Consider the following 15,262-nt stretch of genomic DNA (forward strand, 5'->3'; position numbering starts at 1 on the left):
GCTTTAATTATACCCTTAATAAGTCGAGTTGCAGGACAAAGCCCAAAGGGCTTTGAACAGCGCTAGCGCTGGCCCCGAAGGGGCGAAGCCGAAGGCTGAGTCACGCGGCATGGGAGTGACAAATTCGTCGGGAACGAATTTGACCAGCCGCAGGCTGGCCTTCGGTGAGAGACAGGATGTCTCTCATTAATCTCCGGGAGCTTACTCGAGTAAGTGACTGGGGTGAACGAGCGCAGCCAACGCATCTGCAACTTGAAGTATGACGGGTATATATCACCGCGTAACCGACGAATAATCTGTCGGGGCAGTTAAAATAACGTGGGTAAATTACTTGTTGTTTACGTTTTACATTTTTCATACCAGGCGATATTTATATCAATTAGGCGATTTAGCTTAATTGCGATTGGTTATGTTATGAGGTGAAGAAATAGAATGCCTGGTATGGAAAAAACGCAACATTTAAGTCTGACTACACAAGTTGAAAGAGGACTAAAAGACAAATTAAGCATTGGTGCTTTACGTCCGGGTGCCAGGCTTATCACCAAAAATATCGCACAGGAGTTGGGGATCAGCATCACCCCGGTCCGGGAAGCGCTGCTACGGCTGGTCTCCTCAAGCGCATTGGCTATCGCGCCCGCACAGGCGTTCATGGTTCCGGATATCACAATGACGAGGTTTAGCGAGATCGTTCACATCCGCTGTGAACTGGAAGGTATGGCGGTGATGGCGGCGACGGGCGAGGCCACGCCGGAACGAATGGGCATTCTGCATGCGCTTCTGGCGGACTATCAGCAGGCTCACGAGAGCGGTACGATAGAAGACCGGCTGTTGGCAAACCGGGCCTTGCGCTTCAAAATTTACCAGTTTGCCAATATGCCTACGCTTGTCGAAATGATCGAACAGCTTTGGGTGCGCATGGGGCCGAGCCTGCATTTTCTTTATGATATGGCAAAGCAGGAAGCCTATCAGCACAACGTCGGACATTATCAGGAATTGCTACGCGTGATGGCGACCGGAAATAAAGACGCCAGCCGTCATTGTTTAATTGACCTGATACATAAAAATGTAGTGGTAATTAAACAGCAATATAGTTATTAAGCATAGCTAAAATATAGCGGGGAAAATCCCCGCTCGTGCGGCATTAATAATCAGCCTTACTCAAAATGCCAGGCCAGGTTGACGCCAACGCCATAGTTTCGCCCTGGCGCAGGTTCGTAGTAGCGGCCATTCGATTCATTCACGATGACCGAGCCGACATACTCTTTGTCGAACAGGTTATCGACGCGACCAAATACATCTACCGTCAGACGGCTGACGTTAAATTTATACCCGGTATTCAGGCCGACGACGGTATAAGACGGCGCTTTCGCGGTATTTTCATCATCGGCCATGATATCGCCCATATAGCGTGCATCGGCACCCGCATACCAGCCTTCATCAGGAACGTATCCCAGCGAGGCGAACCCCATGTTCCGCGCGATGCCGGGCATCCGGTTACCGTTACAGTTCTGGTCGCTACACACGTTACTGCGATAGGTGGCATCCAGCCAGGTCCACGACGCGATGAACCGCCAGTCTCCGGCAACGCGTTGATCCCAGGCGAGTTCCGCGCCCTGGCGGCGCGTTTTACCGGCATTTTTATAGGTCGTGCGTCCTCCGCTGCTGGAATCGACCACCAGTTCATCATCGGTATCGGTCTGGAAGAGCGCCGCCGTCAGCAACCCGTCACCGATCCGGGTTTTACTCCCGATTTCCACCGTATCGTTGGTTGAGGGTTTGAGCGCAAAATTCATCCCGCTTTGTCCGTCAGCGCGATAGGAAAGCTCATTGATGGTCGGCGTTTCGAAGCCACGGCCTGCGGCGAGATAGACGTTCCACCCATCGGTTAAGGCGTATTTTAACGAGCCGGCTGGCAGCCACTGATGGTAGCTGGCCTCACCGCTGTCATCGCCATTACCCGGCGTGACGTAACGATCGTTGGAATCGAACCACACTGAACTGTAGCGCACGCCGGCATCCAGCGAGAGTTTGTCGGTCAACTGCCACTGGGTTTGCAGATAAGGATCCACGTTCCACATCAGGTTGCGTTCATCGCGGCGCAGACTGCCTTTTTGTCCGTACTCCGGCACACCGTTACTCAGGCGATAGTTGTTATAGCCTTTACGGTTTTCACTCATGTTCTCGTAGTTCAAACCGGTGGTGAAGGTCACGGGGACACCCAGTTCACCACGATGCGTCCAGCGGCTGTCGATGCCCTGATAATGACGTTGCAGAGCGATCACGCCGCCTGCATGAGAGGGGCGAAGCTGGGGCGTGATGGGAATGGACTGGTACTGCGTGGTTTCGCGCTCTCCGGCGTACATCATGACGCTCATGTCATCCCGCGCGCTGAACTGGCGCTCATAGCGCAATCCGGCCTGGGTCTGTTTGATGGTTTTGCGCGTGTTGTATTGCTCAGCGCGAGGGGATTGCCGCGGATCTTCCCGCCATTCCGTTTCGCTGAGGCCACCCGGATCGTCGGCTTTGATGTCGACACTGTTAAAAATCAGGCTCAGTTTACTGTCGTCATCGAGGCGTACGCCCAGTTTTGCGTTCGCCAGATTTTTCTGCGCGCCGCTGCGGTCACGATAGCCATGGGTGGTGAAACGGGTGGTGGAGACCGTGTAATCCACGTCGCCTGGCTGGGTGCCATCACCCATCGCGCCCGTGGCTTTCAGCCCATAACGCCAGCTACCGAAACTGCCGTAATAGCTGCTCGCTTCTATTGTCGGCGGCTGCTGACCGGTTTGGGTGGTGACATTCATCACGCCACCGGAGGCATTGCCGTACAGCGCTGAGAAGGGGCCGCGCAGCACCTCAACGTTCTGCACGCTGCTGAGGTCAATGTTCGAGGTCTGCCCTTGACCGTCCGGCATGGTGGCGGGAATACCGTCCACATACAGACGGATGCCGCGAATGCCATAGGTGGAACGGGAGCCGAATCCACGTAGTGAAATCTGCAAATCCTGCGCATAGTTTTGCCGGTTTTGTACCTGAAGTCCCGGCACGCGGGTCAGCGATTCTGACAGGTTGATGCGCGGCGCTGCCAGACGCATCTCATCGCCGTCAACGACGCTGACGGCTGCTGGCGTATCCAGCTCTGATATCGCCTGGGGTGACGCGCTAACGATCATCGTCTGGGCATCGGTCGAGTCATCAGCCATCACTGGCGATGAGAACACGAGCGGGAGAAAAAGTGCGGGAACTGCGGTATGTCGTGCGGAAATAATCTTCATGAAAAAGGCCAGTTAAATTGAACGTACCCAGCGGTATGTAAGTTCTATGTTAATGGATTTGTAAAAATATGAAAATTTTAACGGCACGATGCGTTAATAATTGATGGAGAAATTAAGAAGATTGTAGCCAGAATGCGAATAAATGCTCCACATTCACACGAATAATGATTACCATTCCCATCTATAAAAAAGAGCAATACCATGATGTTGCTCGTTGAAGCGATGTGAAGCAGCAAAAATAGCGATTTATCAAAGGGAGTCGTCATGCATTTTCGTCATCTGTTTTCACCGCGCCTGCGGAGTTCATTGCTGTTAGGTTCGCTGCTGGTTGCTTCGTCATTCAGCGCCCAGGCCGCAGAAGAAATGCTGCGTAAAGGCGTGGGCAAAGGTGCCTACGAAATGGCTTACAGCCAGCAGGAAAACGCGCTGTGGCTGGCTACCTCGCAGAGCCGCAAGCTGGACAAAGGCGGCATCGTTTATCGTCTTGACCCGGTGACGCTGGAAGTCACGCAGGCCATCCATAACGATCTCAAGCCGTTTGGCGCCACCATTAACAATGCGACCCAGACGCTGTGGTTCGGCAACACGGTGAACAGCGCGGTGACGGCCATTGATGCGAAAACGAGTGAAGTGAAAGGGCGACTGGTCCTCGATGCCCGTAAGCGCTCAGAAGACGTGCGTCCGCTGCAGCCGCGTGAACTGGTTGCCGATGAAGCTACCAACACGGTTTATATCAGCGGTCTTGGCAAAGTGAGCGTGATTTGGGTAGTTGATGGCGAAAAAATTGCGCTGAAAGAGACTATCCAGAATACCGGTAAGATGAGCACCGGTCTGGCGATCGATAGCCAGGCGAAACGTCTGTACACCACTAATGCCGATGGCGAATTCATTACCATCGATACCGCCACCAACAAAATCCTCAGCCGTAAAAAACTGCTGGATGACGGTAAAGAGCACTTCTTTATTAACCTGAGTCTCGATACCACCGGTCATCGCGCATTTGTTACCGACTCAAAAGCGGCCGAAGTGCTGGTCGTTGATACCCGTAACGGCAACGTGCTGGCGAAAATCGCCGCGCCGGAATCGCTGGCTGTGTTGTTTAACCCGACGCGCAATGAAGTCTATGTGACGCACCGTCAGGCGGGTAAAGTGAGCGTGATTGATGCGAAGAGCTACAAAGTCGTGAAAACGTTTGATACGCCGACCTTCCCGAACAGTCTGGCGCTGTCAGCTGATGGCAAAACGCTGTACGTGAGCGTGAAACAGAAATCCACTCGCGAGAAAGAAGCCACTGAACCGGATGATGTGATTCGCATCGCCCTGTAAGACGCCAGAGGGCGGTAATGTCTAAGACTACCGCCTGATGGCGCTTCGCTTATCAGGCCTACGCCTGAGGAGTGTCGTAGGCCGGGTAAGGCGAAGCCGTCACCCGGCAGATACATGAAATACGCCAACCTTCCCGAACAGCCTGGCGCTGTCAGCCGATGGCAAAACGTTGTACGTGAGCGTGAAACAGAAATCCACTCGCGAGAAAGAAGCCTCTGAACCGGATGATGTGATTCGCATCGCCCTGTAAGACGCCAGAGGGCGGTAATGTCGGGCACCGGCGCTAAGACTACCGCCTGATGGCGCTTCGCTTATCAGGCCTACGCCTGAGGGGTGTCGTAGGCCGGGTAAGGCGAAGCCGTCACCCGGCAGATACATCAAGGTGCAATCTGATAAGGCCTGCCCGAAAGTGCAGGCCTTATTATTTATGGCGCGGTGCGGTGTATTTCCGCCACGCGTTTACGCACGCCGTACCAGCCGGCGACCAGCAGGATGGCAATCAGCGGCAGAGAAGCAATGGTCCAGGTTCCGTTCGGATAATCGAACGCCATCAGCACCAGAACGCTCAACAGAAACAGCAGCGTTAACCACGAGGTATACGGCGCGCCAGGCAGCCTGAAGCTGACGTCGGCGGCTTTCCCTTCTTTGATGGCCTGACGCAAGCGCAACTGGCAAACCACGATAAAGCCCCACGAGGCGATGATCCCCAGCGACGCAAAGTTCAACACGATTTCGAAGACCTGTGACGGGACCAGATAGTTGAGAAAAACCCCGACAACATACACCACCAGCGTCGCCAGAATCCCCGCATAGGGCACATGCTGACGGCTCATCTTACTCATGAATTTTGGGGCTGAGCCGCCCATCGCCATTGAGCGCAAAATGCGTCCGGTGCAATAAAGACCGGAGTTCAGGCTGGAGAGGGCGGCAGTCAGTACGACGATGTTCATCATACTGCCAATGTAAGGAACGCCGAGCTTCGAAAAGAAGGTCACAAACGGGCTTTGTCCCGCCTGGTAGGCGTTCCATGGCAGCAGCAGAACCAGCAGCACCACGGACCCGACGTAGAACAGGCCGATACGCCAGATCACGCTGTTGATGGCTTTTGGCACCATCGTCTGCGGATCTTTACACTCGCCAGCGGCGGTTCCCACCAGTTCGATAGAAGCAAAGGCAAAGACCACCCCTTGCACCAGCACCAGCGCTGGCAGCAGGCCGTGGGGGAAGAACCCGCCGTTATCGGTAATCAGATGAAAGCCGGTGGCATTACCGTCCAGCGGTTTACCCGAGCCGAGGAAAATCGTCCCGACCACCAGAAAGAGGACAATGGCCAGTACTTTGACCAGTGCAAACCAGAACTCCATTTCGGCAAACCACTTCACGCCGATCATGTTCATGGTCCCCACAATAGCCAGCGCGCCGAGCGCAAAGACCCATTGCGGAACGTCACCAAACGCGCCCCAGTAGTGCATATACAGCGCGACGGCGGTGATATCGACAATGCCGGTCATTGCCCAGTTGATGAAGTACATCCATCCTGCGACGTAGGCGGCTTTCTCGCCGAGAAATTCACGGGCGTATGAGACGAAACTGCCGCTGGAAGGGCGGTGTAAAACCAGTTCGCCCAGCGCGCGCAGAATAAAGAACGAGAAGATCCCGCAGACCAGATAGACCAGCGCCAGCGCCGGACCCGCCATCTGCAGGCGTGCGCCAGCCCCCAAAAATAACCCGGTTCCAATGGCGCCGCCGATGGCGATCATCTGAACCTGACGGTTGCCCATCGCTTTGTGATAACCCTCTTCATGGGCATTCAACCAGCGTCGTTTCGCCGCGTGCTGCTCCGACACCGTTGTCTCTTGTGTATTCATTACGTTACCTGTTTACCTGTCTGATAAGTCGAACTTTTCGTCGCAACCACCTGCTGCGACGCAGGGGGTGCTTCCCGTCATTCTGGGTAGGGATAACACCACCGGCGGAGCATCCTACCTGCAAATAATAAACGGTGCAAAATAGTCCATTCCGAATGGTCAGATTGCGTAATAATCAACCAGAACTGAAGTGAGAACCCGCTCTGAACAGGCAGAGCGGGAGGGAAGATCAGGCGGAGGTGCCGAAGACGTGTACCGCCTGTTGCAGGCGTGAGGAGCGCCCGGAAAGATTGCCAGCGGCGTCCCTGACGCTTTCCACCATCGCGGCATTGTTATCGGTCATGGTGCCAATGCGGGAGATAGAATCGTTAATCAGTTCCAGCGCCTGCGTCTGTTCGCGCGTCGCAAGGCCAATTTCTTTAATCATGGTCGACATCTGGAACACGTCGTCGATCATCCCGGTCAGATGGGTTTCCGTCTGCTCAACCATGCTCACCCCGGCGTTTACGTTGGCGACGTTCTTCTCAATCAGCGACGCAATCTCTTTGGCGGCCGACGCGGAGTGCTGCGCCAGATTCCGTACTTCAGCGGCAACGACCGCAAATCCGCGTCCGGATTCTCCGGCGCGGGCGGCTTCAACCGCCGCGTTAAGCGCGAGGATATTGGTCTGGAAAGCAATACTGTCGATCACGCCAATGATATCGACGATCTGCCCGTTATCGCGGGAAATCGACTGCATCATGCCGATCGTCTGCTTCATGAAGTCGCCCCCTTCGCTGGCGTTAGCGCTGGTTCTGTCCGCCATCGTCATCGTTTGTGCGGCGGTATCTGCCGTTTGCTGCACCGCGCTGCCTATCTCTTCAATCGCGGCCGCGGTTTGTTGCAGGTTGGCCGAGGTCTCTTCGGAGCGCTTATGCAGCGCTGAGCCTTCCTGACTGACGCGGGTACTGATCTCCTGAATACCGGCAATTTGGGTACTGACATCGTCTACCAGTGAATTCAGATTTAATCCGGCCTGATTAACCAGACGCATCATCATCCCCAGTTCATCGACGCGATCTAAATGAATGCTGTCGGGTTTTCGCCCGGCGACCACTTTCTGCATCTGCGACAGGATCTGTTTAACCGGATGACAAATTTGATACTTAAGGTAAATAGCCAGCAGCAGAAATAAGAGGGTAAACGCGCCTGCCTGAATAAGCGGATTGATCGCTAAGAAAATAATAGCCAAGGCGAGAAACAGACTGGCACCAATAGCATAATTGACACGTTGACGGATGGATAACCATTTAAACGCGGATAAAAAGGCCAGGATGCCACGGCGAATAATAATGCCCTTAAATAATCGATGGCCCTTGAAATTGTTATTATTTATCTTTTGATAAAGCTGCTCACTTTGCTCAATTTCCTGACGCGCAGGAACAGTGCGTACCGAGATGTATCCGGTTAACTGTTCGTTATGCCAGACGGGGGTAACGTTGGCGCGAACCCAGTAATGGTCACCATTGTGACGACGATTCTTGACCATGCCGGTCCAGCTGTCGCCCTGTTGCAGGGTAAACCACATATCAGCAAAGGCGGCAGGCGGCATATCCGGATGACGAATGATATTATGCGGTTCGCCCATCAGTTGATTTTCGCCAAATCCACTGGCGTCGATAAACGCTGAATTCGCATAGGTAATATGGCTTTGCGTATTCGTTGTAGATAAGAGCGTCGCTTTCTCGTTAAGTAAAAACTCTTTCTGTGTAACGGGAATGTTACTTCTCATGAAAGACTCCTGGTGATACTGTGCGGAATAAACACAAAAATCCGTCAGCTCGGGCAGACGGATAATAGAGATTGATGTATTTAGAATGCTGCATTCTCTACTAAACATAAGAATGACGAAAGTATTTAAAATGAAATTTACACGCTTTAATTAAAATGAGATGTCAGTAAAATGAAAAATAAATACAACTGCGCAACCTGAAAAGTACAGGGTGTTCTCTTAAGTAAAATCTAACCAATAAAACGATGCCAAAAAGAAAATAGGGTCGTTCAATTGCGGTTAAGATCATTCGTTTTACTGACCTATTAATTTTTGTAGGGAGCGGTTGGCAGGAACGTTCAGAAAGCCATGCCAGAAATGCAGGTTACTCTACACTTAGAGTTTTAACCTGCAGGAGGCAGTATGATTAAGGTTTACGGGGCGCCAGGGTGGGGGTCAGCGATCGGCGAATTAATGCTTACGCTGGCGGACATTCCGTATCGTTTTATTGATATCAGCGGTTTTGATAGTGAAGGGCCGCAGCGCGATCTGCTGAAAAAAATCAATCCGCTGTGCCAGGTACCGACGCTGACGCTTGAAAATGGTGAGGTGATGACCGAAACGGCAGCCATCGCGCTGATGGTACTCGATCGTCGCCCCGATCTGGCTCCGCCCGTTGGAAGTACAGAGCGCCAGCAGTTTCAGCGCCTGTTAATCTGGCTGGTGGCTAATATCTATCCGACATATACCTACGCTGACTATCCGGAACGCTGGGTTCCTGATGCGCCCGCACAGTTGAAAAAGAACTGTATTGAATACCGTAAATCACTCTACCTCTGGCTGAACGACCAACTGAGCGCCGAACCGTATGCCTTCGGCGAGCAGTTAACCCTGCTTGATTGTTATCTGTGCGTGATGCGCACCTGGGGGCCAGGTCATGACTGGTTTCAGGACAATACGCCGAATATCAGCGCGATAGCGGACGCCGTGTGTCAGCGGGCAGAATTACGCCAGGTGCTGAAAAACAACGAGATCATCTGAGAGAAGGTGACACTGGCAGCGGGTGAAAGCGCAATAAAAAAACGCTGTTCCGAGGAGTGCAATCCCGGAACAGCGGGGCGAAGTCTTCGCCATAGGGACTATCAGGCAGCAGACGGGGTTAGCGTAATGCGATCCAACGGTCCAACAATAAACAGGTAGGAAATAAGGCCAATGAGCCCCATTGAGCCGACGTACAGAATGGCGAAGTCAAACGACTGGGTATTGGCCAGAATTACGCCGATCACCAGCGGAGTGACGATACTTGCCATGTTGCCGCACATATTGAAGACCCCCCCCGCGATGCCCAACATCTCTTTCGGCGACGTATCGCTAAGGACGCACCAGCCGAGGTTGCCAAACCCTTTGGCGAAAAAGGCCAGGCTCATCGCAGCAATGACCACGAACTCCGAAGAGGTGTAGTTAGCGATAACAATCACGCAGGAGAGCAGCATGCCGCAAATCACCGGCAGTTTACGCGCGATGGTGAGGCTGTAGCCGCGTTTGAGCAACCAGTCGGAGAAGACGCCACCGAGCAGGCCGCCGATAAATCCGGCAATCGCCGGGATACTGGCGACAAAACCCACTTTCAGTATCGACATCCCCTTGGCCTGGTACAGGTAGGTTGGGAACCAGGTCAGGAAGAACCAGGTGATAGAGGTGACGCAAAACTGCCCGATGTAGACACCGATCATCATCCGGTTGACGCAGACGCTTTTGATCTGGGCGAACGAGACCTTCTGCGACTCCTTTTTACTGCCAAGCATCGGTTCACCGCCACCCTCGCGGATATAGTCAATCTCCTGTTGATTCACTTTGGGATGGTGCATCGGATCTTTGATTTTAATTAACCAGAAGACGCCGAGAATAACGCCAATCGCACCGATGTAATAAAAGACAAAATGCCAGCTCAGGTTATGCAGAATAATAGTCATCAGCGGGGTAATAATCCCCAGCGAGATATACTGTGCTGCCTGATAAACCGAGGTGACAAAACCTCGCTCATTATTCGGGAACCACTGTACGCTTAAGCGACTGTTTGCCGGGAAGGCAGGCGCTTCGATTGCGCCCATCAGTAAACGCAGAATAATCAGGACAATCAGCGGGCTGGCGTACAGATAGATGGTGCCCTGAAACATGGTCACCAGCGACCAACCGATCAGCGCACAGCCATATACCAGACGCGAGCCGTAGCGGTCTAATAACCAGCCACCGGGTAATTGCATTATCACATAGGCAATACCAAAAGAAGAAAAAGCCAGTCCCATTGCTTCCGGGTCAAAGCCTAATTCCTTACTCATAATCGGCGCGACGACGGATAACGTTGCCCGGTCGGCATAATTAAATACAGTGGCAAGAAATAAAAATATAAGAATGCTGTAACGCACTTTGGTGCGCTTTATCATTGTGCTCATTCTCTACTCCTCGATAAGGGCAGAAAGCGTTCTGTAAGGTAAGAGGGCGGGAATGATTCCCGCCAGTGTCATCAGGGGCGTTTGCCAAATTCACAGCTTAATTGGGTCCAGCGGCGAGCCTGCTCGCTCAGGGTGAAGCCCAGACCGTGGCGATCGGAGATCCACATGCGACCGTCGCGCAGTTCAAGCTGTTCGTTGAACAGCGGGTTCAGCCACTCGAAATGCTCCAGCCACGGCTCCAGCGGGTAGGCGGCGGACAAATGCAGGTGAACTTCCATGGCAAAATGCGGCGCAAGCTTACGCCCGTGCTTCGCGGCCAGATCCATAATCTTCAGGAACGGTGAAATACCGCCAACGCGAGGAGCGTCTGGCTGGACGAAGTCGCTGGCGTTCCCCAGAATCAGCTGTTCGTGCTCGCGGAAGCTGGTGAGCATTTCACCGGTGGCGATGGGCGTATCCAGCGCGGCGGCAAGCTGAGCGTGACCTTCAACATCGTAGGCGTCCAGCGGCTCTTCAATCCAGATAAGATTGAACTGTTCCATTTTGCGCCCCATGCGGATCGCCGTTTCACGATCCCACTGTTGGTTGGCATCGACCATCAACGGGAAGTCATCGCCCAGCGCTTCGCGAACGGCGGTTAAGCGGCGGATATCCTCGGCACAGTTGGGTTGCCCAACTTTCAGTTTGATCCCGCCGATGCCGTTTTCGCGTGAAATCACGACATTTTTCAGTACCTGATCGAGCGGGGTATGCAGGAAACCGCCGGAGGTGTTGTAGCACTGCACGGAATCCCGGTGCGCGCCCAGCAGTTTAGCCAGCGGCAGGCCAGCACGCTTGGCTTTCATGTCCCAGAGGGCGATATCGATAGGGGAGATGGCCTGAACCGCCATTCCGCTGCGGCCAACGGATGCGCCTGCCCACAGCAGCTTGGTGTAGATCTTATCGATGTCATTCGGATCTTCACCCAGCAGGTTGTCGGCGATTTCTTTGGCATGAGCGTAAATGCCCTGACCACCGGCTCGTTTTGAATAGCTGAAGCCGACGCCTTCAAATCCATCGCGACTGCGGATCTCGGCAATGATGATCGCCACTTCGGTCAGCGGTTTCTGGCGACCGGTTAACACTTTGGCGTCACTCACCGGGGTCGCCAGCGGCAGAAATGCCAGTGACAGCTTCACCCACTCGATGCGATCGCCGGTTTCCGCTGCCGTTCTGGCGTTGGCTGCTTTGGCATAGGTTACGGCGTCAGAATTCGCGCTTAAGGACATGTCATTCTCCTGATTGATGTAAAATGATTGCGCTAACATTTCTATTCTGATGGCAGAAATTAATCCAGAGAGTTGATGTTGAATTGAACAATCGATCACATATGGCGAATAAAAAAGGGGAATTCCTGCAAAACAGGTCACGATCCAAAACAATCTGGTAAAATGCACAACATTGAATGATGGCGCTAACATTTCATTGTGCGAGGGGGAAAGTAAGCTGCTGTATTTGCGGCGTTTCCTGGTCAGAAGCTGGCAATAGCCACCGGCATGATGAATAATGCACAGATAAATCAGTGAATTTTGCAGGGGCATCCACAGTGAAGAGCACAAAACCACCTCGCGCGCCGACGCTGGAAGATGTTGCCCGCAGTGCTGGACTGTCGCCCATGACGGTGAGTCGGGCGCTCAATACACCGCAACTGGTGCGGCCTAAAACGGTTGAGAAAGTGATGCAGGCGGTGCGGGCGACCGGCTATATTCCCAACGCGCTGGCGGGAGGTCTTGCGTCACGGCGCAGTAAATTGATTGCCATTGTGGTGCCGCAGATCAACAACAACATGTTCGTCGATACTATCCAGTCGCTGAGCGATGAACTGGCAAGGCGCGGCTATCATATTCTCCTGTGCGTGGCGGGGTATACCGAGCAGACGGAAGCGGAGCTGGTGGCAACACTGCTTTCCCGGCGTCCGGACGGCGTAGTGTTAACCGGCATCCACCACACCAGCGAACTGAAAAAAGTGATTCTCAACGCGGCTATTCCGGTGGTCGAAATCTGGGATCTCACCCCAACGCCGCTTGATATGCTGGTCGGTTTCTCTCATGAAAAAGTCGGGCAGGCCACCGGCGAGTATCTGCTAAGTAAAGGGTATCGTCGTCCCGGTTTGCTGTGGACGGCCGATCGCCGCGCCGGTCAGCGTAAGCAGGGGCTATGCAGCGTTCTGGCACGCCATGATATTCATGATGTGCCGCAGGTCGATGTACCGCTCCCGGCATCGCTGTCGCTGGGACGCAGCGGACTCACGCAACTCTTCAGCGAAGGGGAATTCGACGTAATTGTCTGCAGTTCCGACACCCTGGCGCAGGGCGCGATGATGGAAGCGGAAAGCCGTGGATTACGTATTCCGCAGGATTTAGCGGTTATCGGTTTTGGCGATCTCGATTTTGCCGCCAGTAATCGTCCGTCGATCACCACCGTCAGCGTTGACCGTCGCGCCATTGGTCAGCGAGCCGCCACGCTGTTGGCGAATCGCATTGAACAAACGGCAGTGGAAGAGGCCATTATCGATATCGGTTTTCACCTTATTGAGCGTGAGTCCGCATAAACTGACACTGGCGTATTCACAACTGTGCTCGTTTTAATCCTCACACTGATAATTAGGAACCTGCAATGCCACACGTTGATATTAAATGTTTTCCGCGCGACCTGACTGAAGAACAAAAAGCGGCGCTGGCCTCAGAGATTACTGAGACGATCGTTCGTCATCTGAAAAGCAAAGCGCGCTCGGTGAGCGTGGCGCTGACTGAAGTTCCTGAAGAAGCGTGGCAGGACGTATGGGATAGCGAGATTGCACCGCAGATGGACGCGCTGATTAAAAAGCCAGGCTACAGCATGTAATAAAACGCCCGGTCGCGAGGGCTGACCGGGCGACGTCGGATTATGGCGTGACGATATTGAACCAGAACTCAACTTTATCCGTATAGCCAGGCAAGAGGAGCACTATGGTGCAGGCGCAGCTAACCCGCCGTTACGCGTTTGCCGCTGGTGACGAACGTTCCAGCGCCAAGATGATGCAGGGTATTAAGCTTATCGTCATCGAACTGCCAGCGGCCTTCGACAAACACACGTTCATCCGCGGCGGCAGAAACCACTTCACCGAATAAGGTGTCGTATTTTTCCTGCGCGGCGGTGGCGGGGAGGAGACGACACTCCATCCAGGCCAGACATTTTTCTTCGACCACCGGCAGCCCCAGAACCGGCCCTTGTATCACCGGGATACCGTAACAGTTGAACTTGTCTTCATCGCGACCGGAGACGCTGCCGACAGCGTACGTCCAGTTGGTGGCGGCGACGCCGGGAATGACGATACCGAACAGGCCGCTGCGCTCAATTAACTCTCGCGACCAGGCCGTTTTATCGACCACAATGGCGAGACGGGGCGGTTCAAACTCGACGGGCATAGACCACGCGGCGGCCATGATGTTGCGTCGGTTGCTGACCTCATCGCGACTGGTGATAAGCACCGTAGGGCCATGATTGAGCAGGCGACTGGCGTGGCGTAATTCGACAGGACGGAATCGGCTCATAGGATTGTCTCGCAAAGGGTTTTTCTGAGTATTAATGAAAATCGACGTTGCGCCAACCTACTAATAACATCAGCCTCACGCTTTGGACTCATCGTTTATACTCGGGTAACGATTAAGGCTCACGACAGGAAACCTGATGACTCCCATCCTGAATGCTTATTTTGCGCGTCTGAACTGGTCAGGGCGTACCGAAGTCAATATTGAGACGCTTCGGGCGCTACATTTGCAGCATAACTGTACTATCCCGTTTGAGAATCTTGACGTGCTGTTGCCGCGAGAAATGCACCTTGACGATCGGTCGCTGGAAGAGAAACTCATTACCGCACGTCGCGGTGGCTATTGTTTTGAGCAAAATGGCGTGTTTGAGCGCGTACTGCGCGAACTGGGCTTTACCGTACGCAGCCTGTTGGGGCGCGTGGTGCTGGCAAATCCACCAAATTTACCCCCGCGAACTCACCGTCTGCTGTTGGTGGAACTGGACGGCGAATCGTGGGTAGCCGATGTGGGGTTTGGCGGCCAGACGCTCACGGCTCCCATTCGTCTGCAAGCGGACATGATTCAGAAGACGCCGCACGGTGAATACCGTTTGCAGCAGGAGGGGGACGACTGGATCCTGCAGTTCTGTCATCACGAACACTGGCAGTCCATGTATCGCTTCGATCGGGTGACGCAGCAGCAAAGTGACCATGTGATGGGCAACTTCTGGTCTGCGCACTGGCCGCAATCGCACTTTCGTCATCATCTGTTAATGTGTCGTCATTTGCCGGACGGGGGAAAATTGACCCTCACCAACTTCCATTTCACGCATTACGATAATGACAGGGTGGTAGAACAGCGCAATTTGCCGGATGTCGCCTCGCTGTATGCGTTACTACAGGAACGTTTTGGCCTGGGGGTGACGGACGCGAAGCATGGGTTTACGGAAACTGAGCTGGCAAGGGTGATGGCGGCGTTTGATACGCATCCGGAAGCCGGAAAATAAAGAAAACCCGGCAGGCAGCGCATGCGCTTACCGGGG

General features: G+C 53.7%; 13 protein-coding genes and 1 pseudogene. 7 read left to right on the forward strand and 7 right to left on the reverse strand.

From position 1 onward, the window contains the following. Nucleotides 1–100: 100 nt before the first annotated feature. Nucleotides 101–358: a hypothetical protein gene (locus GBC03_17170; GenBank protein ID QFS71810.1), complete on the reverse strand. Its 258-nt coding sequence runs from the start codon at nt 356–358 to the stop codon at nt 101–103. Between the two features lie 74 nt (nt 359–432). Between GBC03_17170 and GBC03_17175 the strand changes: the two genes are divergently transcribed. Continuing rightward, nucleotides 433–1,098 (forward strand): GntR family transcriptional regulator, encoded by a 666-nt coding sequence (locus GBC03_17175; protein ID QFS71811.1) that lies wholly within the window; start codon nt 433–435, stop codon nt 1,096–1,098. Between the two features lie 56 nt (nt 1,099–1,154). Here the strand turns inward: GBC03_17175 and GBC03_17180 are convergent, their stop codons facing one another. After that, nucleotides 1,155–3,275, reverse strand: coding sequence for a TonB-dependent siderophore receptor (locus tag GBC03_17180; GenBank protein ID QFS71812.1), 2,121 nt, complete (start codon nt 3,273–3,275; stop codon nt 1,155–1,157). Nucleotides 3,276–3,539: 264 nt separating this feature from the next. Between GBC03_17180 and GBC03_17185 the strand changes: the two genes are divergently transcribed. Both GBC03_17185 and GBC03_17190 read left to right on the forward strand, forming a co-directional pair. Next, nucleotides 3,540–4,601, forward strand: a complete 1,062-nt coding sequence (locus GBC03_17185) for a YncE family protein (protein QFS71813.1) — start codon at nt 3,540–3,542, stop codon at nt 4,599–4,601. Nucleotides 4,602–4,713: 112 nt separating this feature from the next. Continuing rightward, nucleotides 4,714–4,851: pseudogene (locus GBC03_17190) on the forward strand (YncE family protein). Between the two features lie 175 nt (nt 4,852–5,026). Here the strand turns inward: GBC03_17190 and ansP are convergent. After that, entirely contained in the window at nt 5,027–6,469 is a 1,443-nt protein-coding gene (gene ansP / locus GBC03_17195) for an L-asparagine permease (protein QFS71814.1), read from the reverse strand. Nucleotides 6,470–6,698: 229 nt separating this feature from the next. Then, nucleotides 6,699–8,240, reverse strand: a complete 1,542-nt coding sequence (locus GBC03_17200) for a PAS domain-containing protein (GenBank protein ID QFS71815.1) — start codon at nt 8,238–8,240, stop codon at nt 6,699–6,701. 402 nt (nt 8,241–8,642) lie between these two features. On the opposite strand from GBC03_17200, the gene GBC03_17205 reads away from it, so the two are divergent. Next, the gene (locus tag GBC03_17205) at nt 8,643–9,260 is read left to right on the forward strand and encodes a glutathione S-transferase (protein QFS71816.1); all 618 of its coding nucleotides are present in this window, start codon (nt 8,643–8,645) and stop codon (nt 9,258–9,260) included. A 101-nt stretch (nt 9,261–9,361) separates the two neighbouring features. Here GBC03_17205 and GBC03_17210 read toward each other — a convergent pair whose 3' ends face one another. Continuing rightward, nucleotides 9,362–10,672: an MFS transporter gene (locus GBC03_17210; protein ID QFS71817.1), complete on the reverse strand. Its 1,311-nt coding sequence runs from the start codon at nt 10,670–10,672 to the stop codon at nt 9,362–9,364. 71 nt (nt 10,673–10,743) lie between these two features. After that, nucleotides 10,744–11,940 carry an L-talarate/galactarate dehydratase gene (locus tag GBC03_17215; protein ID QFS71818.1) on the reverse strand — a complete coding sequence of 399 codons (1,197 nt, stop codon included), beginning with the start codon at nt 11,938–11,940 and terminating at the stop codon, nt 10,744–10,746. Nucleotides 11,941–12,257: 317 nt separating this feature from the next. On the opposite strand from GBC03_17215, the gene GBC03_17220 reads away from it, so the two are divergent. Together GBC03_17220 and pptA are read left to right on the forward strand one after the other, a co-directional pair. Further along, entirely contained in the window at nt 12,258–13,262 is a 1,005-nt protein-coding gene (locus tag GBC03_17220) for a LacI family DNA-binding transcriptional regulator (GenBank protein ID QFS71819.1), read from the forward strand. Between the two features lie 65 nt (nt 13,263–13,327). Next, nucleotides 13,328–13,555 (forward strand): tautomerase PptA, encoded by a 228-nt coding sequence (pptA, locus tag GBC03_17225; protein QFS71820.1) that lies wholly within the window; start codon nt 13,328–13,330, stop codon nt 13,553–13,555. Between the two features lie 119 nt (nt 13,556–13,674). Here the strand turns inward: pptA and GBC03_17230 are convergent, their stop codons facing one another. Further along, complete coding sequence (locus tag GBC03_17230) at nt 13,675–14,244, reverse strand: hypothetical protein (protein QFS71821.1); 570 nt, start codon at nt 14,242–14,244, stop codon at nt 13,675–13,677. Nucleotides 14,245–14,380: 136 nt separating this feature from the next. Here GBC03_17230 and nhoA point away from each other — a divergent pair, with 136 nt between their 5' ends. Continuing rightward, nucleotides 14,381–15,226: an N-hydroxyarylamine O-acetyltransferase gene (gene nhoA, locus GBC03_17235; protein ID QFS71822.1), complete on the forward strand. Its 846-nt coding sequence runs from the start codon at nt 14,381–14,383 to the stop codon at nt 15,224–15,226. Nucleotides 15,227–15,262: the final 36 nt, after the last annotated feature.

It is taken from the genome of Citrobacter telavivensis (genome assembly GCA_009363175.1).
Lineage (GTDB): Bacteria > Pseudomonadota > Gammaproteobacteria > Enterobacterales > Enterobacteriaceae > Citrobacter_A > Citrobacter_A telavivensis.